The 26,325-nt window shown below is 61.3% G+C and carries 16 protein-coding genes; 9 read left to right on the top strand and 7 right to left on the bottom strand.

Annotated features, from left to right (window positions below; genetic code table 11):
* The first annotated feature begins 27 nt into the window (after positions 1-27).
* Complete coding sequence (locus HMPREF0178_RS03255) at positions 28-1,419, top strand: FAD-linked oxidase C-terminal domain-containing protein (RefSeq protein WP_009379004.1); 1,392 nt, start codon at positions 28-30, stop codon at positions 1,417-1,419.
* A 249-nt stretch (positions 1,420-1,668) separates the two neighbouring features.
* Positions 1,669-2,958: a (Fe-S)-binding protein gene (locus HMPREF0178_RS03250; protein ID WP_009379002.1), complete on the top strand. Its 1,290-nt coding sequence runs from the start codon at positions 1,669-1,671 to the stop codon at positions 2,956-2,958.
* Positions 2,959-3,153: 195 nt separating this feature from the next.
* Here HMPREF0178_RS03250 and HMPREF0178_RS03245 read toward each other — a convergent pair whose 3' ends face one another.
* The gene (locus HMPREF0178_RS03245) at positions 3,154-4,587 is read right to left on the bottom strand and encodes a DHA2 family efflux MFS transporter permease subunit (protein WP_009379001.1); all 1,434 of its coding nucleotides are present in this window, start codon (positions 4,585-4,587) and stop codon (positions 3,154-3,156) included.
* A 727-nt stretch (positions 4,588-5,314) separates the two neighbouring features.
* On the opposite strand from HMPREF0178_RS03245, the gene HMPREF0178_RS03240 reads away from it, so the two are divergent.
* Complete coding sequence (locus HMPREF0178_RS03240; RefSeq protein WP_085962701.1) at positions 5,315-6,550, top strand: aromatic amino acid transporter; 1,236 nt, start codon at positions 5,315-5,317, stop codon at positions 6,548-6,550.
* Positions 6,551-6,770: 220 nt separating this feature from the next.
* Positions 6,771-7,196 (top strand): hypothetical protein, encoded by a 426-nt coding sequence (locus tag HMPREF0178_RS03235; protein ID WP_009378998.1) that lies wholly within the window; start codon positions 6,771-6,773, stop codon positions 7,194-7,196.
* A 149-nt stretch (positions 7,197-7,345) separates the two neighbouring features.
* Here the strand turns inward: HMPREF0178_RS03235 and HMPREF0178_RS03230 are convergent, their stop codons facing one another.
* Positions 7,346-8,494 carry an iron-containing alcohol dehydrogenase gene (locus tag HMPREF0178_RS03230; RefSeq protein ID WP_009378997.1) on the bottom strand — a complete coding sequence of 383 codons (1,149 nt, stop codon included), beginning with the start codon at positions 8,492-8,494 and terminating at the stop codon, positions 7,346-7,348.
* Positions 8,495-8,532: 38 nt separating this feature from the next.
* Positions 8,533-9,537 (bottom strand): UDP-glucose 4-epimerase GalE, encoded by a 1,005-nt coding sequence (gene galE, locus HMPREF0178_RS03225; protein WP_009378996.1) that lies wholly within the window; start codon positions 9,535-9,537, stop codon positions 8,533-8,535.
* A 420-nt stretch (positions 9,538-9,957) separates the two neighbouring features.
* Here galE and HMPREF0178_RS03220 point away from each other — a divergent pair, with 420 nt between their 5' ends.
* Positions 9,958-10,722, top strand: coding sequence for an SDR family NAD(P)-dependent oxidoreductase (locus HMPREF0178_RS03220; protein ID WP_009378995.1), 765 nt, complete (start codon positions 9,958-9,960; stop codon positions 10,720-10,722).
* 134 nt (positions 10,723-10,856) lie between these two features.
* Here the strand turns inward: HMPREF0178_RS03220 and HMPREF0178_RS03215 are convergent, their stop codons facing one another.
* The 4 genes from HMPREF0178_RS03215 to HMPREF0178_RS03200 form a co-directional block, all read right to left on the bottom strand.
* A complete protein-coding gene (locus HMPREF0178_RS03215) occupies positions 10,857-11,786 on the bottom strand; it encodes an AraC family transcriptional regulator (protein ID WP_009378994.1) in 930 nt (309 codons plus the stop codon).
* A gap of 64 nt (positions 11,787-11,850) precedes the next feature.
* Positions 11,851-13,155: a DUF1302 family protein gene (locus HMPREF0178_RS03210; RefSeq protein ID WP_009378993.1), complete on the bottom strand. Its 1,305-nt coding sequence runs from the start codon at positions 13,153-13,155 to the stop codon at positions 11,851-11,853.
* 2 nt (positions 13,156-13,157) lie between these two features.
* Positions 13,158-13,946, bottom strand: a complete 789-nt coding sequence (locus HMPREF0178_RS03205; RefSeq protein WP_009378992.1) for an outer membrane lipoprotein-sorting protein — start codon at positions 13,944-13,946, stop codon at positions 13,158-13,160.
* A gap of 14 nt (positions 13,947-13,960) precedes the next feature.
* A complete protein-coding gene (locus HMPREF0178_RS03200) occupies positions 13,961-14,713 on the bottom strand; it encodes a 4'-phosphopantetheinyl transferase superfamily protein (protein WP_009378991.1) in 753 nt (250 codons plus the stop codon).
* Between the two features lie 354 nt (positions 14,714-15,067).
* On the opposite strand from HMPREF0178_RS03200, the gene HMPREF0178_RS03190 reads away from it, so the two are divergent.
* Genes HMPREF0178_RS03190 through HMPREF0178_RS03175 form a run of 4 tightly spaced genes read left to right on the top strand, consistent with a single transcriptional unit; the run spans position 15,068 to position 26,207 of the window.
* A complete protein-coding gene (locus tag HMPREF0178_RS03190; protein ID WP_009378990.1) occupies positions 15,068-15,808 on the top strand; it encodes a FeoA family protein in 741 nt (246 codons plus the stop codon).
* Positions 15,809-15,810: 2 nt separating this feature from the next.
* A complete protein-coding gene (gene feoB, locus HMPREF0178_RS03185; RefSeq protein WP_009378989.1) occupies positions 15,811-17,778 on the top strand; it encodes a ferrous iron transport protein B in 1,968 nt (655 codons plus the stop codon).
* Positions 17,779-17,796: 18 nt separating this feature from the next.
* The gene (locus HMPREF0178_RS03180) at positions 17,797-24,087 is read left to right on the top strand and encodes a non-ribosomal peptide synthetase (protein ID WP_232281176.1); all 6,291 of its coding nucleotides are present in this window, start codon (positions 17,797-17,799) and stop codon (positions 24,085-24,087) included.
* Positions 24,084-26,207 (top strand): TonB-dependent receptor, encoded by a 2,124-nt coding sequence (locus HMPREF0178_RS03175; RefSeq protein ID WP_009378987.1) that lies wholly within the window; start codon positions 24,084-24,086, stop codon positions 26,205-26,207. Before HMPREF0178_RS03180 ends, HMPREF0178_RS03175 begins: the two co-directional genes overlap by 4 nt.
* The last annotated feature ends 118 nt before the right edge of the window (positions 26,208-26,325 follow it).

The following is a 26,325-nucleotide window of genomic DNA, read 5'->3' as shown; positions in this document are numbered from 1 at the left end:
TTTACGTTCAACCTTTGGAGTCCATCAATGCCTAGCGCTTCTCTCATAAAGGAATTTGAACAGCTTGTCGGCAAGGAAAACGTCTTCAGCAGCGAGGCGGATCGCCAGAGTTACGCGTATGACGCGGCGGTGTTGAAGCCCATGATCCCCAGCCTCGTGGTGCGCCCCACCGAGGTGGAACAGCTCGGGCAGGTGGTGAAACGCTGCTACGAGGAAGGCATCCCCATGACCGTTCGCGGTTCTGGCACGAACCTTACCGGCGGCACCATCCCGGACTGTTCCGACACCATCGTCATCCTGACGACGGGATTGAACAAGATCCTTGAAATCAACACGGAGGATCTGTACGCCACCGTGCAGCCCGGCGTGATCACGGCGAAATTCGCCGCCGCCGTGGCCGCCAAGGGCTTGTTCTATCCTCCGGATCCCGGCTCCATGTCCGTGTCCACCATCGGCGGCAACGTGGCGGAAAGCTCCGGTGGTCTGCGCGGCCTCAAGTACGGCACGACCAAAGATTACGTCATGGGCATGGAAGTCTTCGCCAACACCGGTGATCTGGTGAAGACGGGCTCCCGCACCGTGAAATGCGCCACGGGCTACAACATTGCGCCGCTGCTGGTGGGTTCCGAAGGCACCCTCGCGGTCACGAGCAAGGTTACGCTCAAGCTCATTCCGCCGCCGAAGGCTTCCAAGGCCATGATGGCCCTGTTCAAGGATATGGACGGCGCGTCACAGGCCGTCGCCGGGATCATCGCGGCCCATGTGGTGCCCTGTACGCTGGAATTTCTTGACCATGCCTCGATCAACTACATTGAAGACTACGTGAAAATCGGCCTCCCCCGTGATGCCGGGGCCATGCTGCTCATCGAGGTGGACGGCCACCCCGCGCAGGTCGAGGACGAAGCCGTGATCGTGGAAAAGGTGCTGCGCGACAACAGCGCCACGGAAATCGTGGTCGCCCGCGATGCCGTGGAAAAGAGCCGGATTTGGGAAGCCCGCCGCGTGGCCATTCCCGCGCTGGCCCGCTGCCGTCCCACGCTGATGCTGGAAGACGCCACGGTGCCGCGCTCCAAGATCCCGGCCATGATCAAGGCCCTCGACGAGATCGCCGCCCGCCACAACGTCACCATCGCCACCTTCGGCCATGCCGGTGACGGCAATCTGCATCCGTCCATCCTCTGCGACCGCCGCGACAAGGAAGAGTTCGCGCGCGTGGAACGGGCTGTGGACGACCTCTTCAACGCCGCGTTGGAGCTTGGCGGCACGCTGTCCGGCGAGCACGGCATCGGCACCGCCAAAATCAAATGGCTGGAGCAGGAAACCTCCCACGGGACGATCATGTTCTCGCGGCGCCTGCGCAAGGCGTTTGACCCGAAGGGGTTGTTCAACCCGAGCAAGATCGTGGGATTCGGGGACTAGCTGTAGGAAGGGAACGGGAGGAGGGCGTTGGAAAGCGGGCTTCTCCCGTCCCGTCCCTCAAAGGATTTGAACGGCAGGGGAGGCGGCATGAAGGAGGTGGCCAAACGGCGCTTTCGCTGCTCCGTGGCCAATGACAGGGGGCCTTGCCGTTTCCTCTCCGGTCAACTTTCCGAATCCGGCACAGAACCGCCCGCGCCTTGAAGGAAGCGGGCGACCACCCCGGCGGGCGTCCGGGAAAGGGACTGATTCATGGATGAGATTTCAAGTCTTGCCAAGTCGTTGATGGTTCTGGACGACAAACTGGCTTCCTGTATGAAATGCGGTTTCTGTCAGGCCTTCTGCCCGGTTTTCGACACCACCGGGAAGGAAGGGGACGTGACCCGCGGCAAAATCGCGCTGGTCGAGAATCTGGCGCATCTCATCATTCAGGACCCGGAAGCGGTGAACGAAAAACTGTCCCGCTGCCTGCTGTGCGGCGGGTGCCAGTTCAGCTGTCCTTCCGGCGTGCCGACCCTGGAAATCTTTATGGAAGCGCGGGCCATCGTCACGGCCTATCTGGGATTGTCCCCGGTCAAGAAGGCCATTTTCAGAAAACTTCTTCCCAACCCGCGCGTGGTGGATACGCTCCTGCGCGCCGGTTCGCCGTTCCAGAAACTGCTCTTGAAAGATGAGCAAAATCCCCAGAAAACCGCCTGCGCGCCGCTGCTCAAGAGCCTGTTCGGGGATCGGCACATGCCGCTGCTGTCGGACAAGCCTCTGCGTTCCAAGGTTGGGAAGGTGGACAGGCCCGCCGGAAAGAGCGGCCTGCGCGTCGCGTTCTTCCCAGGCTGTATGGGCGACAAGATTTATACCGGCGTGTCGGAAGCCTGCCTCAAGGTTTTTGAGCACCACGGTGTCGGGGTGTTCCTGTCCGACAACTTTGCCTGCTGCGGCATCCCCGCGCTGGTGTCCGGCGACCGCGAGGGCGTTGAAAAGATGATCGAGCATAACCTCGGCATCCTTTCGCGGACCCACTTCGACTACATTGTGACGCCGTGCTCGTCCTGCACGATGACCATCAAGGAATACTGGCCCGAGATGTCGCGGAATTTGCCCGCTTCGGTGCAGGAAACCGCCAAGAAGTTTGGCGCCAAGGCCATAGACATCAACGCGTTCCTCGTGGACGTGTTGGGCGTGCACCCCGAAGGGCCCGCCAAGGGTGGCCTGAAGGTGACGTACCACGAATCCTGCCACCTGAAGAAATCCCTCGGCGTCAGCAAGCAGCCGCGTGAGCTTATCAACATGAACAAGAACTGCGAACTGGTGGAGATGGTGGAGCCTGATCGCTGCTGCGGTTGCGGCGGCAGCTTCACGCTGACCCACTACGACATTTCGCAGCAGATCGGCCAGAAGAAGCGTGACAGCATCGTTGCCACAGGGGCCGACGTCGTCGCCACGGGGTGCCCGGCGTGCATGATGCAACTGTCCGACATGCTGGCACGGAACGGCGACCGCGCACGGGTCAGGCACACCATCGAGCTGTACGCCGACACACTGTAACCATTGCCTCCCACTCCCTGCTGAAGGCGCTCTCCGTGAACGGACGGGGGCGCCTTTTTTTGCGGCCGATGATATAAGCGGGGTTCGGCTCCGGACCCCGGCAAACGCGTCGCCTCTGCATACCGCGAGATACGGGCTGATCCGCCAGTACGGTTCGCGTCTTGCCCCGGCGGCTTTCCGTTCAACGTTGGATGGTTAGGGGTTGCGCGGGGTGGGACTGCTTGTCGTCTCGAAGATGGGCTTCTTGCGTCCGGGAAGCAGGCTGTCGCCGTCGTCCTTGCGGAGGAGCATGAAAACGAAGGCGGCCATCATGGTGATCCCGCCGATGGTGATGAACGTATAGTGGAAATGATCGAGCAGCGTCCCCGAGGCGAACGAGTTGTAGAACCGAAGCACCACGGTGCTGCTCGCCACGCCGAAGCTGATGGAAAGCTGCTGGGTTACGGAGAGCAAGCCGTTTCCGGTGCTGGCGTCTTCGGTGGAAAGGTCTCCGAGGGTGATGCTGTTCATGGCCGTGAATTGGGTGGACATGGCCATGCCGAGCATGAACAGGGGGAGAATGAGCATCCACAGGGGCAGGGTGGGCGTCTGGAGGGCGAACTGGGCAATCATGAGGCCGATGCAGACGGTGACGCCCGTGAGGGTCACCCGGTAGCCGAACCGGTTGAGGATCTTCATGGCGAAAGTTTTGGCGGTGATGGAGCCTATGGCCGTGGGAGCCATCATGGCCCCGGCCACCAGAGCGGGGTACCCGAGCCCGACCTGGAGCATGAGCGGCATGAGGAACGGTACACAGCCCGTACCGAGGCGGGACAGGATATTCCCGCCGATGCCCACGGAGAAGGTGCGCGTGCGGAAAACCGACAGCCTGATAAGCGGGGAGGGATGCCGCCGGGCATGGCGGATGTACAGTCCGAGCAGGGCTATGCCGCTGATGAGCAGTACGGGGGGGAGAAAATCGGGGCCGACCCTGTCGCCGAAGACTTCAAGGCCGCTGGAAAAGGAAACGAGGCTCAGGCCGAACAGGAAAAAGCCCATCCAGTCGAAGGGGCGGCGCGGAGCCGTGAAATCCGGCATGATGTGGTAGGCGTAGAGGATGCCGATGAGCCCGATGGGGATGTTGATCAGGAAGATCCAGTGCCATGTGGCATACGTCACCAGCCAGCCGCCGAGCAGAGGGCCCACCACGGGGCCGACGAGGCCGGGAATGCTGATGAAGTTGAGTACGGCGACCAGCTCGGTGCGCGGGTAGGCCCGCAGTACGGAAAGGCGTGCCACAGGCATCATCATGGCTCCCCCGATACCTTGCAACACCCGCGAGGCGACGAGCATGGGAAGCGAGGTGGACAGGGCGCAGAGCAGGGAACCCAGAATAAAGAAGCTTACGGCGGAGATGAAGACGCGCCGTGTCCCGAACCGGTCGGCCAGCCAGCCGCTCACGGGGATGAGCATGGCGACGGTGAGGGTATAGCCCACCACGGCGAGCTGCATGGCCAGCGGGGAACGGTTGAGGCTGCGCGCCACGGCGGGGAGTGCCGTGTTAAGAATGGTGGCGTCCAGTGCCTGCATAAAAAAGGCGGCCGCCGCGATGGCAGGCAGTCCAACCAGTTTGTGTAAGGAAAAGGTCATAACGCACGCTGCCTTGTCTTCACCGTTCGCGCTGTGGGCGTCCGATGGTTCGGAAATATGCTCGCTTTCGTTTGTATCCCTTTTACATAGCGAGAAAAGATGTTGTCTTCAAGCTGTTCCGGGAGGTTCTGTAGCCCCTTCTTATCGCTTCCGTTCTCCTTCTGGAGGGGGGTGGTGCCTGGGGAATGCGCCCCTTTTCCCCGTGAATCCGGGAATGGCCCGGAGCCGAAGCACGGTTCGGAGGAGAAGGGGAAGGCCCTTTGGTGTAAGGCAAACCGCGCCGCACTCCATTGGCTGCATACGATGGGTGAAGATGCTTTCGCGTAGGGAAAACCAGTAAATCCTACACGCCCAAGGCGGCACCCAACCTGATTCTTTCGTACGTATGGAGCGAGGCATACGTGGGGATGCCGGATGGGGGCGGCGGGCCCTTTTTTCTGTGCCTTTGGCGAGGGTTGGCGATACCCTACGGTGGGTTGAATGTTTTTTGGCGCGGCAAGTGTTGTGGCGGCGCATGGTTGGAAGATCCCCGCCAGCTTTGGCGGACGGCGGGCCTGCTGCGTATATGGACCTATCGCCTGTTTTAGAGGATACTCGCTCCCCTCTATCGTTTTTGTAACCGGGATGCCCCACAGGGGAAAGCAGTCCGTGCGGTATGGAGATCCGATACCGCCGGAGAAATTTCACCCCAAAACCTGCCGTGATGCAGGAACAAACGGGAGAAGGCATGGGTTCTCAAGGCAATGTTTTGGGCGGCACGATGATCATCGCCGGGACGGCTATCGGCGCCGGGATGCTGGCGCTGCCGATGATTTCGGCGGGCATGTGGATTTACTGGTCCCTGTTGCTGATGGTCCTTACGTGGATGTTGATGCTGCGTGCGAGCCAGGCGATTCTGGAAGTGAATCTGCATTACGAGCCGGGCAGCAGCTTCCACACGCTCGTTCAGGATACGCTCGGTCCAGTCTGGAGCACGATCAACGGGCTTGCCGTGGCCTTCGTCCTGTATATTCTGGTGTATGCCTATGTCAGCGGCGGCGGGTCCACCGTGCAGCAGACCATTATGGCAGTGACGGGCAGCGATCCCGGGATGATGAGCTCAAGCCTGTTTTTCTCGCTGATCCTTATGGCCTGTGTCTGGTGGAGTACCCGGTTCGTGGACCGGCTTTCGGTTGTCCTGATGGGCGGCATGGTATTGACCTTCATCCTGTCCATGACCGGTATGCTGTCGCAGATCCGTTTGCCCGTACTGCTTGATCTGGGGGAAAACGGCTCCGGCGGCGGGGCGGTCATTTTCATTTGGTGTGCGCTTTCCACCTACCTCACCTCGTTCTGTTTCCACGCCTCCGTGCCCAGTCTGGTCAAGTATTTCGGCAAAAGGCCGGCCGACATCAACAAGTGCCTGCGCTATGGTACGCTGATTGCCTTTGTCTGTTATGTGGCGTGGATTGTGGCCGCCGACGGGATCATCTCACGCGAGCAGTTCAAGGCCGTCATCGCTGCGGGCGGCAATGTCGGGGACCTCATCCGTGCAGCCGGTTCCGGTATCGACAGCAGCTTCATCCTCCGTATGTTGGAGGCGTTTTCCTTCTTCGCGGTGGCGACCTCGTTCCTTGGCGCGGGGCTCGGGCTTTTCGACTACATGGCCGACCTGTGCAAGTTCGATGACTCCGTCATGGGCAGGGCCAAAACGACCCTCGTGACCTTCCTGCCGCCTCTGCTCGGCGGGCTCATCAAGCCGGACGGCTTCCTCGCCGCCATCGGATGGGCGGGCCTCGCCGCAACCATCTGGTCGGTCATCGTCCCGGCCCTCATGCTGCGGGCCAGCCGCAAGAAGTTCCCGGCGGCGGCCTATAGCGCCCCGGGCGGCTCTTTGACCATTTATGTCCTACTTGTATACGGCTGCATCACCGCCGTATGCCATATCCTTTTTGTGCTGCACTATCTGCCCATGTACGAATAGGTTTTTCGCATATCTGTTTTTCGTCCTCCCGATCGGTCGATCGGGAGGACTTTTTTATGGGTACCGTGGACGTTTTCAGGGATGCGCGTATGGCCTGTCTGTCTGGCATAAGCCTTGTTGAAAAAAGCCTTGCTTCTCGGAAATAAATGATCTAATACTCCGCTGTCAGTAATTATTACTAAATACCGTTTCCGAATAGGCGGTTTAGAGAGGAGCAGGCATGAGTGAGATTCTGTTGTGGGTGCACCCGTTGATGCAGGTATGCGCCGCCGTCCTTGGGATATGGGCCATGTGGCAGGGGCTGAAGCGGGTAGCGATGCTGCTTGGCAAGAAGACGCTTTTCCCGTGGAAGCAGCATGTAAAGCTTGGGACGTTGGCCCTCGTTTTATGGATTCTTGGGGCGCTCGGTTTTTATGTGACGCTGGATTTGTTCGGCAGCACGCACATTACCGGACTGCACGCCGAACTGGCGTGGCCGATCATCGGGCTGGCCATCCTTGGGCTGATCACCGGGTACATCATGAACCGCTACAAGAAGAAGCGGAAGATCCTGCCCCTCATCCACGGGGCTATCAATGTCCTTCTGATCATTCTTGTCGCCGTGGAATGCTATACCGGCGTACAGGTGTGGAAAGATTTTTCGTAAGACGGGAAGCGGGGGAGAGAGGCAAAGACGGCCCGTTCCCCATACCTTCTTTGTTCTGGCAGGCGGGAGCCTCCGGTGAAGAGCCGGATAACCGAGCGGCCCTGAAATCCAAGGATTCCAGGGCCGCTCGGTTATGAAACCATGTAAGCTTACAGGCGGCGTTCCAGAATGATCTTGACGTCGTCGGAAGTCATCGCTGTGGGATTGTTGGCGAATACGGCTGGCATACTGTCCAGTGCCGTGCGGGACAGCCAGTCGATCTGGCTTTCCCGCACGCCGAGATCGGACAGGGTGAAGGCGATCCCCAGCGTTTTCAGAAGGGCGTCCACCTGCTCGACGGCGCGCAGCGAGGCTTCCTCTTCCGTAAGGCCGGAGGTTTCCGCGCCCAGAAGCCGGGCCAGCTCGGCAAAATCCGCTTGCGCGTGGGGACGCATGAACCGCATGTATTCCGGGTAAATGGCGGCAAGCCCTTCGCCGTGCGCGACGTTGAGCAGGCCGCTGATCGGATGTTCGATGCCGTGCGGGGCGGTACAGCCCGCGTTGCCGATGGCGATGCCCGCGAACGTGCTTCCCAGCGCCACCCGTTCCCATGTTCCGAGATCGGAGGGGCTGGCCTGTACCTTGGGCAGGCCTTCGCTCAGCCAGAGGATTGCCTGACGCGAATACAGCTTGCTGAACGGATTGGCGCGGACGGAGAGGAACGACTCGATGGCGTGGGCCAGCGCGTCGAAGCCGGGCCCCGCGATGCCCCTGCTGGAGAGCGTGGTCATGAGCTCCGGATCGACGATGCTTTCCTTGGGATACAGGGCGGGCAGGGCGAATCCCTTCTTCACATGGTCCGTGTCGGTGAACACGGCGGTCCAGTTGCCCTCGCTGCCTGTCCCCGCCGTGGTGGCGATAAGCAGGATGGGCAGGGCCTGCCCGCCCTGTTTGCGCCCGTAGATGTATTCGAAGATCGGCGCGTCGTTGTAATAGGCGAAGGCGATGCCCTTGCTTGCGTCCATGACGCTGCCGCCGCCGATCCCGATGACCATGTCGCACCCGTTGTCGCGGGCCGCTTGAGCGCCCTCGGCCGCCATAGAGCCTAACGGGTTGGGACGGATGCCGTTGTAGTGCGCCCAGCCGAGCCCGGCGGCTTCCAGCGAAGCGCCCGCTTCTTCGGCGAGTGCCCTGGAGTGCGCGCTGCCGGTAGTGACGATGAGCGCCTTTTTCCCGTATTTCGCGGCCAGCTCTCCGATCTGGCGGCGCATACCGGGACCGGAATGGATGCTGACGGGGTTGTGGAAGTGGCAATGCATGGGAATCCCCTCCTTACGTCGGTCCGATCGCGTCCGGGTTAGTTCTTCGCGCCCTTCAACTGCCACATCCAGCTGTCGCGGACCATGTCGTCGAGGTTTTTTACGGCTTTCCAGCCCAGCTCCTCAAACGCCTTGGACGGATCGGCGTAGCAGCTCGCCACATCGCCGGGACGTCTGGCAACGATGCGGTAGGGTACGCCTACACCGTTGACGGCTTCGAAGCGGTGGACCATTTCGAGGACGCTGGTTCCGTTGCCCGTGCCGAGGTTGTGGATGATGCAGCCGGGTTTCGTTTCCAGCTTTTTCAGCGCGGCGATGTGCCCGGAGATGAGGTCGGTCACATGGATGTAGTCGCGCACGCCCGTGCCGTCAGGAGTGTCGTAGTCGTCGCCGAACACCTGCAATTCCTTACGGATACCCGCCGCCGTCTGGCAGACGAACGGCATGAGGTTGTTGGGGATGCCGTTGGGGTTTTCGCCGATGAGCCCGGACTCGTGCGCGCCGACCGGGTTGAAGTAGCGCAGGATGGAGACGTTGAACTCGGGATGCGCCAGCGCCACGTCACGGATGGTCTCTTCGATGTACAGCTTGGTGCGACCGTAGGGGTTGACCGCGCTGAGGGGATGGTCCTCGGTGAGGGGGAGGAAATGGGGCACGCCGTACACCGTGGCGGACGAGCTGAAGACGAGGGCGCTGCCGTGCTTGAGGCACATTTCAAGAATGGTCAGCGCGGAGTCGTAGTTGTTGCGGTAGTACATGAGCGGGTGCGCCACGGATTCGCCGACGGCCTTGTGCCCTGCGAAGTGGATGACCGCGTCGATCTGGTATTCGGCGAACAAGGCGCGCATGGCGGCGACGTCGCCCGCGTCGGCCTTGATGAAGGGGATTTCTTTGCCGCAGATTTCCTTCACGGCGAGGAGGACGGACGGATTGCTGTTGTGGAGGTTGTCCACGCACAGGGGCTCGTAGCCCTGCTTGACGAGTTCCACAAGCATGTGCGTGCCGAGATAGCCGGTTCCGCCGGTGACGAGAATCTTACCCATATTGTTTTTCTCCTAACGCCCGGTCTGTCCGGGCTGAATCTCTCTTGCTGCTTAATCCAGCCGGGCGATCCGCGCAAGAGTCGGCGGTGGGGTTCTGCCGGCGATTGGGTGACGTTTGCACAACAACGTATCGGAAAAGATGTTTTGCCATAGGAAGATAAGGATGGCTAAAGTGAGATGGCATTGCCGATGATATCATTGGGGCGCTGCCCGTTTTGCCAATCCGTTTTTCTCATTGGAGGAGATTTTTCGGTAGCGCCGGGGGCCGATACGTCCCCGGCTGCCGGTTGAAGGGACAGGGGAATCAAGCAGGAGGGGCTTCCCTGCGGATTTTCGTTTTGGAGCCGCGCTTGTCAGGGATATCCGAACGCGTATAAGGGAAAAAACTTTCCGAATACAGCAACAAACAATGAGAGAGCCATGAAACTGCAAGGAAAAACAGCCATCATCACCGGAGCGGCCAAAGGCATCGGTGCTGCCGCCGCCCGCCGTTTCGCCGCCGAAGGCGCTCGGATCGTCTTGGCCGACAAGGATGAAGCCAATGGATATGAGGTAGCAAAAGCCATCGTCAAAGAGGGAGGCGAAGCCGTATTCTGCCTGTGCGACGTGGGGAATGAAGCCGATGTGCAGGCGGCCTTGGACACGGCGGCCCGTACATACGGGAAGCTGGACATTGTGGTGAACAATGCCGGATGGCAGCTCAACAAGACGCTTTTGGAAACGACGGCTGAAGAATTCAACGCCGTACTGAATACGAATCTGACCAGCATGTTCCTGTTCACGAAAGGGGCGGCGAATATGTTCATTGCCCAGAAGACGGGCGGGGCCATCGTCAACGTCTGCTCGACCTTCGCGGTGGTGGGATCTCCGGGATACGTCGCCTACCATGCTTCCAAGGGCGGGGTGGCCTCGTTTACGCGGGCGGCGGCGATTTCCCTGATGCCGCACAATATCCGCGTCAACGCCGTCGGCCCCGGGACCACGGAAACCCCCGGATTGCACGATGGCGCAAGGGATACCGGCGACGAGGCCAAAGGTATGGCGAGCTTTCTGGCCCTGCAGCCGCTCAAGCGTTTCGGCAAACCGGAGGAAATCGCCTCGGTGATCGCCTTCCTTGCCAGCGATGAAGCCAGTTTCGTCACGGGAGCGTTGTGGATGGCTGACGGAGGCTATACCATCGTGTAGGCCGCTTCGGCGTTTCCTCTTCCGGAAATTCCGCTTGCGCGGAACAACGGGATGGGGAGGGGGCTTTGCAAGCGGGAAAGCCGACGAAGATCCAATATAAGGTGTATGGTAGGTCAGAAATCGGCAGGATGGGCTCATGTATGCTGCTCGCCGCATGAAACGGAAGCGGCAGGGTGCCCGTGCCGCCTGGCAATCTGGTATTGCTTTGGGGAGATCCCGAATTGGGCGGAAAAAGCCTTGGTGAGATGGCTCGGACTGGAAAATCCGCACAGATACGCTATTTCGGTGATGTTTTTTCCCTTTTCGTTGAGAAGCCTTCGGGCGCACTCCAGACGCTCCCGGCGCAGGATGCCGAAGACAGTGTCCTCGAAGAGCATCCTGAACAAGGCCGTCAGCCGTGTGCGGTTGACCCCCACGGCGGCTGCCAGTTCGGGCAAGCTCGGCGGCTTTCCGATATCCTGAAGCAGTATGGCATAGGCTCGGTGCGCGGCCCGGCACTCCGCCGGGCTGACGCATTTGTGGCTGTTTTCCCTGTCCAAGAGTTCGATCTGCTGATAGAGCAGTTCGTATTTCTTGTGCGCCAGGAATACGTCTCGCAAGAGGCCGTCGTCCCGGCAGTTGAGGATCTGCTCGAGGAGAATGCGAAGGTGCAGCGGGATGTCTCCTTTGAGCGTCCGGGATGAGCTTTTCCTGAGCCCATCGTGGACAAAACCGAGCTGGCAGGCAAACAGGCGCAGGCATTCCGGACGGAGCTGGAGCCCCACGGCCTGAATCCGCTTCCCGGCGCGTGAGATGGAAAAGCCTCCGTTCAGGCAAAAAAACAGGCTGTTTCCCTTGCCGATTTCTTCGGAAAAGGCCTCTCCATCGGCGGCCTGCGCGTCGATGCGTGCCTGTCCGTTCAGGCAATAGAAGAAGGTCATGCGTGCCCCGTCCTGTTGCAGGCGGAACGGGCCCGCGGCGTGCGAGTCGTCATCAATGACGAACAGGGTCACGTCGGGGCAGGAGCACTGCCCCTGATGGAAAAAGCGGCAGGTGCAGGTGGAGTGGATACTCGTAGGCGTCATCAGTCTCACTCGGTTTCGGAGATGTTCCGAAGAAAGGCGCGTCGCCGCGCCGTGTCGGGATACGTCAGAAGGCGTAGCGCAGGGTCAGGTAGACGAAATCGTTGTCCGTGTATTCGCCGAGGATGGTGTCCTCCCCGCCTGTCCAGAACATGACGCCCGTGGATGCCTTCCAATGATCATCCAGTTCGTATTCGAGGAATACTTCGGTAAGCGTGCCCTCCCCGCTGGTGTAGAGTTTGCCCCGGACCCCCGTTTTGAGCGCGTCCCGGAACCATTTGCCGCTGATTTCATAGGTCGCGCCGTGCCATGTCCGGCTGCCGGAAGCTTCCGACCCTTCCTGAACGTCCCCGAAAAGCTGGAGGTTCAGGTAATACTTGCTGTCGATGTCGTAGTCCCAGCCGAGGACGCCCTGCCACAGATCGGCCCGGTGAAAACCGAAGCTCCCCTGTACCGGAAAACGCGGCTTATAGGCGACCTCGCCCCGGACGGTCTGGCTGCCGAAGCCTTTTGCGAAGGAAGTTCCGAAAGCCGTGAAGCGGGGGTATTCGGCGGTCCAGCGCATCCCGCCGCCGTTGTTCCTGCTTACGAACATCGGGTTGTCGACAAAACCGTGGAAGGCCATGAGCGCCAGATCCCACCCCCCGAGATTGGCGGAGAGGCGCCCGCCGTATTCCACATCCCGGAACCATCTGTCCGGTTCGTCGGGAGCCGTGATCGTGAAGAGGCCGTCGTCCCGCTGCCGCCGGAGTTCGCGCAGGGCGCGCGGTTCCCACGGGTTGCCGGAGCGGGGCAGGGCGTTGACCTCGGCCTTGGGAAGGAACACTCCCTCGAAACTGATCCCGTTCCCCGAAACCGTGCCGCTGAACAGCCATACCGGGAGCCGGTTGTCGGCACGCCCGGTCGTGACCGGGTCCCGCGTATCCAGCGGATTGATGAGATCCATGGGGTTGATGCCGTCGCCCGTCCCCCATCGGTGGGTCTTCCGCCCGAGAAAAATATCTATATTGTCTGTATCATAGGTCAGATACAATTCCCGGAGAACGGCTTTCCACGGGGAATGGTCGCCCGGCCACGTGTGGGCGGCCCCTTCGTAGCTGCCTTCAAGGCTGCCGAAGAGCGACAAGACATCGCGCCGCCAGAGTGCCTCGACCTGCACTTTCTGCCGCAGGGAAATCGGGGTTTCTGGATCGTTCAGGGAAAATTGGTTGCGCGATTCCGCGAACCCTCCGAGCAGGAACGTATCGGAAGCCTCAATCGCATGTAGATCGGAAAAGGCCTGTCCGTCCGAAAAGGGATCGCCCTCCACGGCGGCATGGGCGAAACCGAACCAGAAGAGGCAGACGGCGCAGGCCCGGAACAGGGTTTTCATGCCTACCTCTTGAGATCCTGCGGCAGAAAGATATCTTCGGCGATCGGCGTGTTGTAGGCCACTTCCCGTATTTCCATGATCGTTTCCGAGTCCGATCCCACGGTGCGCATGCGCTGGCGGGTGGCGGTCCAGATGCCCTGTATCTCCTTGTAGCCGCCGAAAACCAGCTCCTTGCACCGGTTCCCGCCCTGATCGTAGAAGTCGATTTTCGCGGGCAACCAGATATCTTTTCTGATCCAGATAATCCGTTTGGAATAGTTCGTCTTTTCTGGGAAGACCGCTTTCGCCTCCAGTACGTGGCAGTCCACGCCGGAGAGGGCCTCGTCGGGCAGCAGGGTATAGGTGTCCTTGTCGACTTCCCGCCGTGAAATGTCCTCATTGGCGTAGTCGCTGCGCATGAAGGAGCCCTTTTTGCTGCCTCCGCTGATGCGGCGGACCAGCGACTCGGCGGGCATGTAGACCCACATGTCATCGTCTTTGTTGATATCCCTGTAACTCCACGTGAGATAGGCCGTATTCCGGATGTCCCCCGGTTCGAGAAAGCGGATGTGCTGCTTTTCCGAATCGGGGAACTTCTTTTTCTTCATGGCCATGAAGCGGACAAGCTGCTGATCGCCGCGTTTGATGATCATCGCCATAGACATGTCGGAGGTACGGCTGGTGTCGACCTGATCCGCCTTGAGCGCCACATCCCTGCCGGTGAGCGCCCAGCCAGAGGCGGGGAGGATGAGCTGGACGCCGAGCAGGGCGGCGAGGACGATGCCGGATTTCCGTGAAAACATGAACTGCATGGAATCTCCTCGTATCAGCATGAAGGAAAAAGGGTTTCGCAGACCACGGCGGCGACGTGGCCTGCAAGGGGAGTGCATTCCGCGAGGGCCGCCCCGTCCAGACGGAGCGTATCGCCGCATGGGTGGAGCGCGAAGCTGTCCAGAGGCCGCCCAAGGCCTTCGCCCGTGGCCTTGAGGAAGGCTTCGCGGCAGACCCAACAACGCAGGAAGGCGCGATCCCGATCGTCGGACGCGGCGATCCAGCGGATCTCGGAAGCCGAGAACCAGCGGCAGGCTATGAGCATGGCCTCGGGCAGGGGGCGCACGGGTTCGACGTCTACGCCTACCGGGGCGTCTTGGCGCACGGCGAGCAGGGCCAGCGAATCCGAATGCGCCAGGTTGAAGTGCAGCGAACCGTGTGCAAGCCGGGGTTTGCCGTCCGGCCCGGAGCGGAACCGGATCGTTCCGGGCGGGGTATCCAGATAGCGGGACAGCACGGAGCGCATCCAGCCGTGGGCCTGCCGGTACTGTTCCGCCAGCTCCGGGGTGTGGAAGCGGGCCGCGGCCGCGCATTCCTCCTCGGAGAGCAGATCCCGGAAGCCGGAACGCGCCGGGCCGGTTAAGGGATGGCTCCAGACATGGACGCAATCGGAATCCGTAGGCGGGACAGCGGCGTCCCCGGAAAGGAGCCGGATCCGGAACCCGTCCGAAGGCCTGCCGTACTCGCAAGAGGGCTTGGGTGGCGGTGCTGCCACGGCATTTGTGGAAATGGCGGAGGGTGGGAACACAGACAAACCTCATTATTAAAGTTGAATTTCAATATCTGATAATAAAGGACGGGGAACGCTGTCAAACTTCCCGAAAAATTTTTGTACATGCAGAAACGGGATCAAAGGCAGACAGAGGAGGGATGATCTTTCTCTGTGAAATTCCCCTATTATGGCAATAGAACCGCACGACGGGAGAAGTGGGGCTCCTCATAATCGGGCGTTTTTTCTGCCGCAAATACAAAAAAAAGATACGCAGATGAAAGTAAGCGGACGTGAGTTGCCTTAAGTTGGCCCCATTGGATGGCGTAAGCCCTATTTATAATGAAAATGAAATTCAAGTTCATTTTTTTTACTCCAGTCTTTGGAACGGTCATGAAGCACTCCCTGTTGTTCTGGTCCCGCAAATCCCACTGTTGGGCGGGCGTTTACCTGAGCGCCGTTACCCTGCTTTGGCTGGGCGAAATGGCGCTCCTGCCCGCTGTCTACGAGCCGCGGTTCGAGGTTGTGTCCCCATCCCCCTCCGTATCCTCCGTGGGAACGCCTGTGGTGTCCGTACAGGATGTGCTGGCTCGCTTCAGTCACGAACGGGTGGACGGCGAACCGTTGACGCCCGATACCGTGACTTTTTTGCCGAAGGAGGGTTCGTGGGTTGTCCGCGACGCCGGGCGGTACGTGTCCGTGACCTACGACGTCCGTACTGGTGAGGCGCGTGAACGGATCTTTGATTCGGCCAAACTGGTCGAAGAAAAGAACGGGTTGGCGTGGCTCAGCCCCGAACTGGGTGCCGCGCTCAAGTTTTCCTTTCAGCCGTTGTTCATTTTGCTGTGCGTGACGGGAATTCACCTGCTTTTGGGACGGAACCGCCGCCCCGGAAAGGAAAAGGAATATGCCGCCACGCTGGACGCCGTGCGGACGGGTGAAACCTGCTTGTATGAGCGGGCGGATGATCCGTGCCTTGCCGGGCGCCTTGCCTCTCTCGGCTTTCTGCCGGGCGTCGCCGTGCGGATGCTGCGTAACGCCAAGCGTGGGCCGTTGCTCGTACTGGCGCGGCATACGCGGGTGGCCCTCGGGCGCGAGATCGCGTCGGGCATCGTTGTGGCGAGGAAGGGCTGAGCATGGGCGCTTTACGGAATCATCCGGCGCGGAAATCCTTGACTGTCGCGGTGGCGGGCCAGCCCAACACCGGCAAATCTACACTGTTCAACCGGCTGACCGGGCTGAACCAGCGTGTGGGCAACTGGACGGGTAAGACCGTGGATCGCAAGGAGGGCATGGCCTTTTGGAACGGTGTGGCCTTTACCTTCGTGGATCTGCCCGGTTGTTACGGTATGACCCCGCATTCGCCTGAAGAGGAAGTTGCCCGCGACTACCTGCTTTCCGGCGGACCCGATGCCGTGCTCGCCGTGGTCAACGCGGCGAGCGTGGAACGGAGCTTGTATATCGTGTCCGAGCTGGTGGCGCTCGGCTTGCCCGTGGTCGTTGCACTCAACATGACCGACGTTGCGGAGCAGGAGGGCAGGGCGGTGGATGCCGTTGCGTTGTCTTCCGCCCTTGGCTTGCCCGTGATCCCGCTGGTGGGCACGGCTGTGGACGGAACCGCCGCGGACGTGCTGCTCCGGGCGCTCGCGGAGGCATCTCGCCCCGCCAGTATGCCCGCCGTGCCCGCCAAGGTGTCGTTGCTCGCGGAGATCATCGGGACGGCCCTGCCCTGCGCCCCGCTCTGGGCGGCGTGCAAGCTGTTCGAGGGCGACGAGGGGCTGCTGGCCAGGACGGAAACCCTTTCCGGGGAGCGGCGTGAGGCGATCCGTGTGCTGCTGGGCGACCCCTCGGTCGCACCGGAGCTGTACGCGTCCCGGCAGGCATGGATCGATGCCGCATGTGGCAAGGCCGTCCGTACATCCGGTACGGGCCGGGGGCTGACCGAGCGCTGGGACCGGGTTTTCCTTCATCCGCTATGGGGAAGGTTGGCCGCGTTTCTGGTCATCCCGGCGGGCTGCGTGCTCGGCGCGGCGCTTGGCATGATGACTGGCGGCCTTGTGCTGTTCGCGGTGCTGGCGTGGGCTCCCGATCTCAAGGCGGCCTATCCCGGCCCGCTGGGGAGCCTTGCCGCCGACGCGCTGCTGCCCGCCTTCGGGTGGGTGGTCGCCCTGTTGAGCATGATCAGCGCGCTCTACGCCATTTTTTCCTTTCTGGAGGACACCGGCTACCTCGCGAGGGTGGTGTACCTCATGGATTCCTTCCTCAGCGGTCTGGGCATCGACGGGAAATCCGCCATCCCTCTGATGATGGGGTTCCTGTGCAACACGGTGTCCATCGCCGGGAGTCGGGTCGTGGACTCGCCGCGCCGCCGCCTCATTACCCTATGTATGCTGCCGTTTATCCCGTGCAGCGGGCAGATGGGCGTGGCCTTCCTGTTCGCCTTTGCCCTGTTCCCTGCGGGTACGGCCCTGCTCGTGGTGCTCGGCGTGAGTTGCCTTAACCTGCTCATGGCCGGGGCTGTGGGCAAGATCATGCACGCAACGCTTCCCGACCGCTACGCCAACGGCCTTATTATGGAGCTTCCGCTGTACCACCGCCCCAATTTCAGGACGATCTTCGGCAACGTGCGCACCCGGGCCGTGCTGTTCCTGCGCGGCGCTGCGGTCAACATCTTCGCGGCGCTGATCATCGTCTGGGCGATCAGCACGTTCCCCGGCGGCACTGTGGAGACGAGCTGGCTCTACCGCTTCGGGCGGTGGCTGGAACCCCTCGGTTCGTTTCTGGGGTTTGACTGGCGGTTTACGGTCGCGCTGCTGAGTTCCTTCGTCGCCAAGGAAACGACGGCGGGGACGCTGGCGGTCCTGTTCTCCGTGGGCGCGACCGACCATGAGGCCGTCGTGCAGGCTCTGCGGGCTTCCATCACCCCGGCGGGAGCGCTGGCCTTCATCGTGGCTTCCAACCTGTACATTCCGTGCATCGCCTCCATCAGCGTCCTGCGCAGTGAACTGGGGAGCTGGGGCAGGACGCTGGCGTTGCTGGCAGCCATGTTCGCCTTGGCGATGGGCATGGCGTGCGCGGTCTATCATATAGCTGTATTTGTTTAACCATTTTACGAGAGGACAATGATGAACCAGATCCATCCCGAACCGCTTTCGGGCACGCTCGTCGACATTCTGGAGGAGACGGCGGCCCGGTATCCCGAACATGGCATTTTCCATGTCGCGTCGGGAGACACCTCGGAGGAGTTCCAGAGCTATCCCGAATTGCTGCGCAACGCCAAAGAGATGGCGCAGGTGCTGTATCGGCGTGGGCTCCGGCCCCGTACGCCGCTGATCCTTTCGGTGGACGCTTCGCGCACGTTCCTTGAAATCTTTTGGGGATGCCTGTTCAGCGGCGTCCTGCCCGCGCCGCTCGCCCACATGCGCACGCCCAAAGCGGATTCGATGGAGGCGCAGAAGATTTTCCACGTCTGGGAGGCAATCAAGGCTCCCATCGTGGCCGATTCGTCCAACGAGCGGGCCTTTGCCGTGCTGACGGACATGTTCAAAGGGACGGGGGCCACGCTCATCGCCAGCGAAGATCTCATCACTGAGGCCCGCATCGTCGATTTTCAGGAGAACGACCGCTACACCCCGCAGCATGACGATTCCGCCGTGCTTCAGTTCTCCTCCGGCAGCACGGGGATGCCCAAGGGGGCGCGCCTCACGCACCGCAACCTCATTGCGAACATCCGCGCCCTGCGGGCCATTGAAGGCGGCACCTCCGAGGACAGGCTGGTGACGTGGCTGCCGTACTTCCATGATTTCGGCCTGTTCGGATGCCACCTTATGCCCATGCTTGCGGGCATGGATCAGATCAAGATGGACCCGTTCCAGTTCGCCCAGCGCCCGTTCCTGTGGATGGAAAAAATCCACGAGCACCGGGCGACCATCACCTCCGCCACCAATACCGGCATTGAGCATCTTTCCGCATACATAGGCCTGCGCGCCGACCGGCTGCCGGAAGTGGATCTCTCGTGCCTCAAGGTATGGACGGTAGGCGCGGAAATGATTTCCGCCGAATCGTGCCGTATCCTGCAGGAGCAGCTCGCGCCGATGGGCCTCGCCCCGCACCTACTCATGCCCGGTTACGGGCTTACCGAGACGACGCTCGTGGCGACGTGCCACCCGCGCAATACCCCGGTGAAGACGTTCACCCTAGACCGCAAGCTCATGGTTTCGGAGCAGGTTGTCCGCTACGTGCCCAAAGGCGGAGACGCGGCCGAGTTCACCAGCGTGGGCAAGCCCGTCCAGTATTGCGAAGTCCGCATTGCCGACAAGGACGGCAAGCCCCTGCCCGCCGATCGTGTGGGCGTGGTGGAAATCCGGGGCGACAACGTCATCTCCGACTACTTCGACAATCCTGAAGCGACCGAGTCCTCGTTCAACGGGGACTGGTTCTCCACCGGGGATATGGGCTTCATGGACGCCGAGGGCGACCTGTACATTGTGGGCCGCTCCAAGGAAATCATCATCGTGCGCGGGCAGAACTATTACCCCGCCGACATCGAGCACATCGCCCTGTCCGGCATGGAAAAGGCGTTCCGGCTCGTGGTGGCGTGCGGCGTATACGATCCGAAGGAAGGCCGCGAAATCATCCTGATGTTCTACATTCCGGCGAAAAAGGGCGCCGATGCGGAACTGGCGCAGCTCCTGCACCGCATGAACGAACAGGTTTCTACGCTCGCCGGGTTCTCCATCGACCGCTTCATCGCCGCGCGGCAGGGCGACATCCCGCGCACGTCCAGCGGAAAGGTCATGCGCAAGGCGCTGTGCGAGGGCTACCTCAACGGCGATTTCGACGGCAAGATCACCGTGCTTGAGCATGAGGAGCCCGTCGTCGATCCCGCTTCGATGGATCACGAGCAGATCGTGCTCGGCGTGTGGAGCGACGTGCTTGAACTGCCTGTTGACGCCATCGGCACGAAGAAGAACCTGTTCCGCCTCGGCGGGGATTCCATCCGGGCCATGCGTATGCAGGCGCGGCTTGAGGACATCTACCGGGCCAAGATGGAAAGCAATTTCTGCTACCTGTTCCCCACGGTGGAGCAGCAGGTGCAGTATTTCCGCACCCGCGACTTCAGCATCGAGCCGCCTCAGAACGAGATCGAGGCGCTCCTTCAGAAGATCGTGGCCTCCAGCCTCGGCATCAAGGCCGAAGCCGTGAGCGTCAGCGCGGAACTCATGCCCCTCATCGGGGATATCTCCAAGGCGTTCGCCCTGTTCGACGCTATCCGCGAGGTGTTTGCGGAAGCGGAGATCGGCGAGGACTTCCTGCGTCTGACCACCATCCGGCAGATGGCGGACTACCTGTGGCCCCGCGTCTTTTGCGAAACGCACGCGGACGGCGACGAGGCCTACTTTCCGCTGATGCATTTTCAGGAAACGCTGTATTTCCACCGCAAAGGCTTCGTGCAGAACGAGCCGAGCGGCCTGAGCTGCTACATCTATCTCAACGCCCGCATGGACGGGGACTTCCGGCCCGACGTGTTTGACAAGGCGCTGAACTACGTGGTCAGACGCCATCCCATCATGCGCTCGGTCATCGACGAGGAACGCGAGAAGCCCCGCTTCAAGGTCTTCAAAACGGTGCCCGAAGTGCACGCCAGACATATCGACGTGTCGCACCTGCCGCCTTCGGAGGAGCGGGCCTACATCCTGCAACGCGGCCTCGAACTCAACGACCACCGTTTCGATCTGGGCAAATGGCCCCTGTTCTTCTGCGAAATTACGAAATTCGCCAATGATCGCTATGTGTTCGCCATGAACATCGACCACATGCTCGTAGACGGCTTCAGCTACATGCAGGTGTTCGACGAACTGTTCAACACCTACGACCGCATGGTGCTCGGTGAGCCGTGGGAATTGCCCGAAGCGACCATGACCTTTGGCGACTATGTGCGTGTGGAAAACCTGCGCCAGCGCACGCAGGAATACAAGAACGCGTTGGAGTTCCAGCTCGGGCTGTTCAAGGATCTGCCCTCCAAGGCGCTCCTGCCCACCAAGCGCAACCCGGCCCTGTTGAAAGAGGTGTATTTCGACACCTTCTATCAGGAGATCCGGCCCGAAATCATCGAGGGCCTCAACGCCATTGCCGCCGAGGAGCAGATCAGCCTCAACGCCCTGTTGCTCGCGGCCTACTTCAAGCTGATGAACGTGTGGTGCCATCAGGACGACATGATCATCAACATGCCGGTGTTCAACCGCGAACAGTATTTCGCCGGGGCCCGCAAGACCGTGGGGAGCTTCATCGACATCTTCCCGGTACGCCTCCAGACCCATTTCGATGAGCCCATCGTCCAGATCGCCCGCAAGGCCGAGGCGTTCACCCGCAAGCTCCTTGAGGTCCCCGTCTCCTCCATTGAGCTTTCCCGCGAGCTCTTCGAGCGGCAGGGCCTGCGCGCCACGTCCATGAGCTCGATCATCTTCAGCAACTCCATCGGGATGTACGCGGGCGAAGTCAGCGGCATGAAGACCATCAAGCTGGAGACGCCCGAATTTCGTACCGGCGCGCCGGGCACGTTTATCGACCTCGTGATCTACGACTACCGCGTGCGCCGCAACGACAACGATGTCTTCTACTTCAACTGGAACTATATCCGCGATCTCTTCGACCGCGAATTCATCGAGACGCTGGCGAAGCAATACCACATTCTGCTCGAACAGCTCATCCGTTATCGGAATGAGCCGGATCATCCGTTCTCCGGCGAGGACATCGTGCCGGAGCGGTACCGTTCGCTCATCGCGTCGCTCAACCGTACCGAAGCGGCTATTCCCGAGTCCACGCTGCACGGCCTGATCGAAGAGCAGATCCGGCGCACCCCGGACAGCGAGGCCCTGACCTACGAAGGGCGGAGCCTCACCTACGCGGCCTTCGGGAAGCGGGCCGATCAGGTGGCCGGACTGCTGCGGCACCTCGGCGTCTCCTCCAATGAGTTCGTTGCGCTGTTCCTGAACCGCAGCTTCGACACGCTGGCGGGGCAGCTCGGCATCATGAAGGCCGGGGCCGCCTACCTGCCCATCGGGGTGGATTACCCCACGGATCGCGTCGCCTACATGCTGGAGGACTCCGGGGCGCGGGTACTGCTCACCCAGTCCGCGCACCTCAAGGAACTGGAAGGCGCGCTCGGCAGGGTGGAGCACATCCTCGTCATGGACGAGGACGCAAGCGCCGCCGCCATCCCGGAATCGCTCCGGGAACGGGTCGTCATGCCGTCCGGCATCTATGTTGACCGCCCGGACGTGGCCCTGCCCGCCGGATCGCCGGACGACCTCGCGTACATGATCTATACCTCCGGTTCCACGGGCAAGCCCAAGGGGGCCATGATCACCCACCGGAACATCGTCAACTTCCTGACGTGGGTGAAGGAGGAACTGGGCATCACGGCGGCGGAACGGCTGTCCTTCGTGACCTCCTATGCCTTCGACATGACCATGACCAGCAACTGGACGCCGTTCCTCGTCGGGGCCTCGCTGCATGTGCTGTCCGAGGAGAAGACCAAGGACGTCAATAACCTGCTGCGCTTTATCAGCGAGAAGGGCATCACGTTCCTGAACATCACGCCTTCGCATTTCTCGTTGCTCTCCAGCGCCCGGGAATTCCTCGCCGATGCGGATATCCCCCTGCCTGAGACCATGCGGGTCATGCTCGGCGGCGAGGTGATCAGCACTAAAGACCTCAACCAGTGGCTGAAGTTTTACCCCAGCCACCGGTTCATCAACGAATACGGCCCCACAGAGGCGACCGTGGCCTCGACGTACTTCAGGATTCCGGTCAACGCGGACAATCAGGTGGATCTGCCCGTGGTGCCCATCGGCAAGCCCGTCTACAACACGCAGATCTACATTCTGAACCGCTTCCGCGAGCATTGCATGCCCGGCGTGCCCGGCGAACTGTACATCGGCGGCATGGGCGTGAGCAGGGGCTACCACAACAAGCCGGAGAAGAACGCCGAAGCCTTCGTGCCCAATCCCTTCAACCCGGCTGATCCGTCCGACAGGCTCTACCGCACCGGAGACGTGGTGCGGATGCTCGACACCGGCGACCTCGAATTCCTCGGCCGCGAGGATCACCAGATCAACCTGCGCGGCTACCGCATCGAGGCGGGCGAGATCGAAAGCGCGCTGCGCGATCACGAGTCCGTGACCGAGGCTGTGGTCGTGCCCCGCAAGGATACGGCGGGGAGCCTCACGCTCGTGGCCTTCTATACCGGTTCCGAGGTTCCTGTGGCGGCCCTGCGCGACCATCTCGCCAAACGGCTGCCCGAATACATGATCCCGGCCCACTTCGAGCTGCTCGGCGAAATGCCGTGCACGCCGAGCGGCAAGCTGGACAAGAACCGGCTCCCTGATGTGGTGATCGAAGCCGGGAAGCGCGACGCCGCCGTGGTCCGCCCGGTGACGGAGCTGGAAAAGCGCATCACCGCGATCTGGGAGGATGTGCTCGGCGTCACGGATCTGGGCATGACCAGCAATTTCTGGGACGTGGGCGGCGACTCGCTCAAGGCCATGCGCCTCATCATGCGCATGAAGAAGGAAGGCTTCATCGACTTCGGCCTCAAGGAAGCCTTCGAATACCAGACGGTCGCCTCCATCGTGAGCCGCATCCTCCGCAAGGGCGAAGGCAATGCGGAAGAGGCGGGCATCGTGGCGCTGACGGATGTGGAACGCCCTGAAGCAAGGCTCTTTTGCCTGCCCTACGCGTGCGGCAACCCCACCATGTACCGGCAGTTCGGCAGGCTGCTGCCCGCATCGTACGCCGTGCTCGCCGCGAACCTGCCCGGACACGGCAAGGCCGGGGAGCCCATGCGCTCCATCCCCGAAATGGCGGCCCTGTGCGTGGAGCAGCTTGCGGCCTTCAACGACGGCACGCCGCTGTTCCTGCTCGGCTACTCGTTCGGCGGGTTCCTCGCCTACGAGATCGCGCGGCGGCTTGAGGAAAAGGGACGCCCCGTCGCCGGGGTCGTGCTGGTGGCGAGCCCGCCTCCGGGCGTAATCGGCGGCCTGCGGGCAATCATCGACAGCTCGGAGGACGAGATCGTGCGCGTCTCGAAGGAGGTCTATCATTACGATTTCGCGGAGATGACCGAAGCCGAGCGCCGGGACTATCTGAACACGCTCCGGGTGGACACGCAGGCGATGCTTGATTTCGCTTTCGGGGCCGCCGTGGAAGCCCCCATGCTGAACCTCGTCGGCACGCTTGAAGAGGAAGAAGAGCTGAAGACGATGGCCGAGGCGTGGAACGCGGTGTTCGCCAACCCGTCCCATGACCGGACGGAAGGCGCGCACATGCTGATCAAGACGCATCCGGAGGAACTGGCCGGGAAGGTCAGGCATTTCATGAACGAGCTGTTGAAAAGGGAAGGGAAGGCATGAAGAGAAACGGCATAGCGGGTATCCTTGCGACGGTTTTGCTGTCGGCGTGGTCGCTGCCCGCTGGGGCGGAGGAAACCTATAAACTCGATCCCGTGCTGGTCACGGCCGAAAAGCGCACGGAGAACGTGCAGGAAGTGCCGGTCAGCGTGACCGCCATTTCCGAGCAGCAGATTAAGGACTCGGGCATCCGCTCGATTCAGGATGTCGCCCGGCAGGTTCCGAACCTGTTCATCGCCAATTGGGGGTTCCGGGGCAACTCGTACGCCTTCATACGCGGCATCGGGGCCGTCAACAACGACCCGGCCATCGGCTTTTATGTGGACGACGTGAACTATATGGACTCCCGCGTGTTCGACACCAACCTGTTCGACATCGAGCGGATCGAAGTGCTGCGCGGGCCGCAGGGGACGTTGTACGGAAGGAACAGCCTTGGCGGCGTCGTCAATATCGTCACGAAAAAACCTGACAATGAATTTCATTATGGTCTTGAGCAGACGGTCGGCAATGAAAACCTCTACGAGACGACGCTCTACATGCGCGCGCCGCTCATCAAGGACAAGCTCTTCTTCGGCGTATCCGGCACGTCGGAGCAGATGGACGGCTACAACACGAACGATTTCTTGGACAAGAAGGTGGATCGCCGCCGGGGGCTCAACGGCAGGATGCAGCTGCGCTGGATGCCCACGGACAAGCTGGATGTCACGGCCAACGTGGACGGGGAAAAGGTCAACGACGGCGTATTCCCGCTGACGGACATGGATCAGGCCGACAAGAACCCGCACCACGTCTCCTATAACTACGAGGGCAGGGACAAGCGCGACACGCTCGGCTCCTCGCTGCGCGTGGCCTACGACGCGCCGTGGTTCAAGGTGACCTCCATCACCGCCTACCGGGGATACAACGACGTGACCCGGAACGATCAGGACTTCATGCCCTATGATCTCATCACCGCCAAGGAGGACATCAAGGATCGCCAGTTCACGCAGGAATTCCGGTTCGCATCGCCCGAAGTCTCCGGGCCGCTCAAGTGGCTCGGCGGGCTGTACCTCTACAAGAAACATCAGGATCACACGCTGGATTTGAACTACGGGCGGGGTGCCGCCGACATGGGTATGGTTCCGATGGCGATGACCAACGCGGCGGATTCGGACATCAAGACCTACGGTTACGCCGTGTTCGGGCAGGCCACCTATACGCTGTTCGACAAGCTCGATCTGACCGCCGGGCTCCGCTACGAGTATGAGAAGAACAAGCTGGACTACGCCTCGGACTATCTCGCGGGCGGGATGGTCGTCCCCGGCATGAGCTCGGACATCAGAGGCCGGAAGCACGACGACGTGTTTCTGCCCAAGGCGCAGATCGCCTATCGCTGGACGCCGGACTTCATGACCTACGCCGGGGTGTCGCGCGGCTACCGCAGCGGCGGCTTCAACACGAGTTTCCTCGACGTGTCGGATCTGGCCTTCGATCCCGAATACAGCTGGAACTATGAGGTCGGCTTCAAGTCCTCGTGGTTCAACAACCGCGTCAACTTCAACACCTCGCTGTTCTACATCGACCTGAGCGATCAGCAGGTGACGCAGGTGCTGCCCACCGCGAACACGGTCATCCGCAACGCGGGCAAATCCAGAAGCATGGGCTTTGAAGTGGAAGCCTCCGCGCTGATCACGGAGGGCCTGCTTTTCGAGGGCAGCTTCGGGTATACGGACGCCAAGTACCGCCGCTATTCGGACAAGGTTTCCGGCATGGACTACGCGGGCAACCGTACGCCTCTGGCCCCCGAATACACCTACAACCTCGCGTTGCAGTACAGTCTGCCGCTGTTGGAATCCTTCGACTTCTTCCACAAGGAGGACTCGCTCACGTGGATCACCCGCGCCGAACTGCAGGGCGTCGGCAAGTTCTACTGGAACGACGCCAACACCCTCAAGCAGGATCCGTATGAGCTGGTAAACCTGCGCACGGGGCTGGAAACGGACAATTATTCCATCACATTCTGGGCGAAGAACGTGTTCGACAAAAAGTACAATTGCGTGGCCTTCGCCTTCTCCGGCTCGTCGGCGCTCGCGCAGGTGGGGGCCCCGCGCTCCTTCGGCGTGACCTTCCGGGCCGATTTCTAAGCCGTACCCTCCGTTCCCGGCCTGTCCGGGAGCGGTGCTGCCGCCCGGGGCCGATCCGCTGATCGGCCCCGGTTCCTCTCCACAGACGCAATCCGGCGGGAAGCCCCGCCGACTATCC

Origin of the sequence: Bilophila sp. 4_1_30, from assembly GCF_000224655.1 — a bacterium.
GTDB classification, from domain to species: Bacteria; Desulfobacterota; Desulfovibrionia; order Desulfovibrionales; family Desulfovibrionaceae; genus Bilophila; species Bilophila wadsworthia.
Note: the sequence above shows the minus strand (reverse complement) of the source record. Positions and strands in the feature narration are given on the sequence as shown.

Excerpts from the sequence above, each read along its gene's own strand:
- HMPREF0178_RS03215 (WP_009378994.1), bottom strand. The coding sequence starts at position 11,786 with ATGACGCCTACGAGTATCCACTCCACCTGCACCTGCCGCTTTTTCCAT.
- HMPREF0178_RS03255 (WP_009379004.1), top strand. The coding sequence starts at position 28 with ATGCCTAGCGCTTCTCTCATAAAGGAATTTGAACAGCTTGTCGGCAAG.
- HMPREF0178_RS03220 (WP_009378995.1), top strand. The coding sequence starts at position 9,958 with ATGAAACTGCAAGGAAAAACAGCCATCATCACCGGAGCGGCCAAAGGC.
- HMPREF0178_RS03245 (WP_009379001.1), bottom strand. The coding sequence starts at position 4,587 with ATGACCTTTTCCTTACACAAACTGGTTGGACTGCCTGCCATCGCGGCG.
- HMPREF0178_RS03235 (WP_009378998.1), top strand. The coding sequence starts at position 6,771 with ATGAGTGAGATTCTGTTGTGGGTGCACCCGTTGATGCAGGTATGCGCC.
- HMPREF0178_RS03190 (WP_009378990.1), top strand. The coding sequence starts at position 15,068 with ATGAAGCACTCCCTGTTGTTCTGGTCCCGCAAATCCCACTGTTGGGCG.
- HMPREF0178_RS03240 (WP_085962701.1), top strand. The coding sequence starts at position 5,315 with ATGGGTTCTCAAGGCAATGTTTTGGGCGGCACGATGATCATCGCCGGG.
- HMPREF0178_RS03175 (WP_009378987.1), top strand. The coding sequence starts at position 24,084 with ATGAAGAGAAACGGCATAGCGGGTATCCTTGCGACGGTTTTGCTGTCG.
- feoB (WP_009378989.1), top strand. The coding sequence starts at position 15,811 with ATGGGCGCTTTACGGAATCATCCGGCGCGGAAATCCTTGACTGTCGCG.
- galE (WP_009378996.1), bottom strand. The coding sequence starts at position 9,537 with ATGGGTAAGATTCTCGTCACCGGCGGAACCGGCTATCTCGGCACGCAC.
- HMPREF0178_RS03205 (WP_009378992.1), bottom strand. The coding sequence starts at position 13,946 with ATGCAGTTCATGTTTTCACGGAAATCCGGCATCGTCCTCGCCGCCCTG.
- HMPREF0178_RS03230 (WP_009378997.1), bottom strand. The coding sequence starts at position 8,494 with ATGCATTGCCACTTCCACAACCCCGTCAGCATCCATTCCGGTCCCGGT.
- HMPREF0178_RS03250 (WP_009379002.1), top strand. The coding sequence starts at position 1,669 with ATGGATGAGATTTCAAGTCTTGCCAAGTCGTTGATGGTTCTGGACGAC.
- HMPREF0178_RS03180 (WP_232281176.1), top strand. The coding sequence starts at position 17,797 with ATGATGAACCAGATCCATCCCGAACCGCTTTCGGGCACGCTCGTCGAC.
- HMPREF0178_RS03210 (WP_009378993.1), bottom strand. The coding sequence starts at position 13,155 with ATGAAAACCCTGTTCCGGGCCTGCGCCGTCTGCCTCTTCTGGTTCGGT.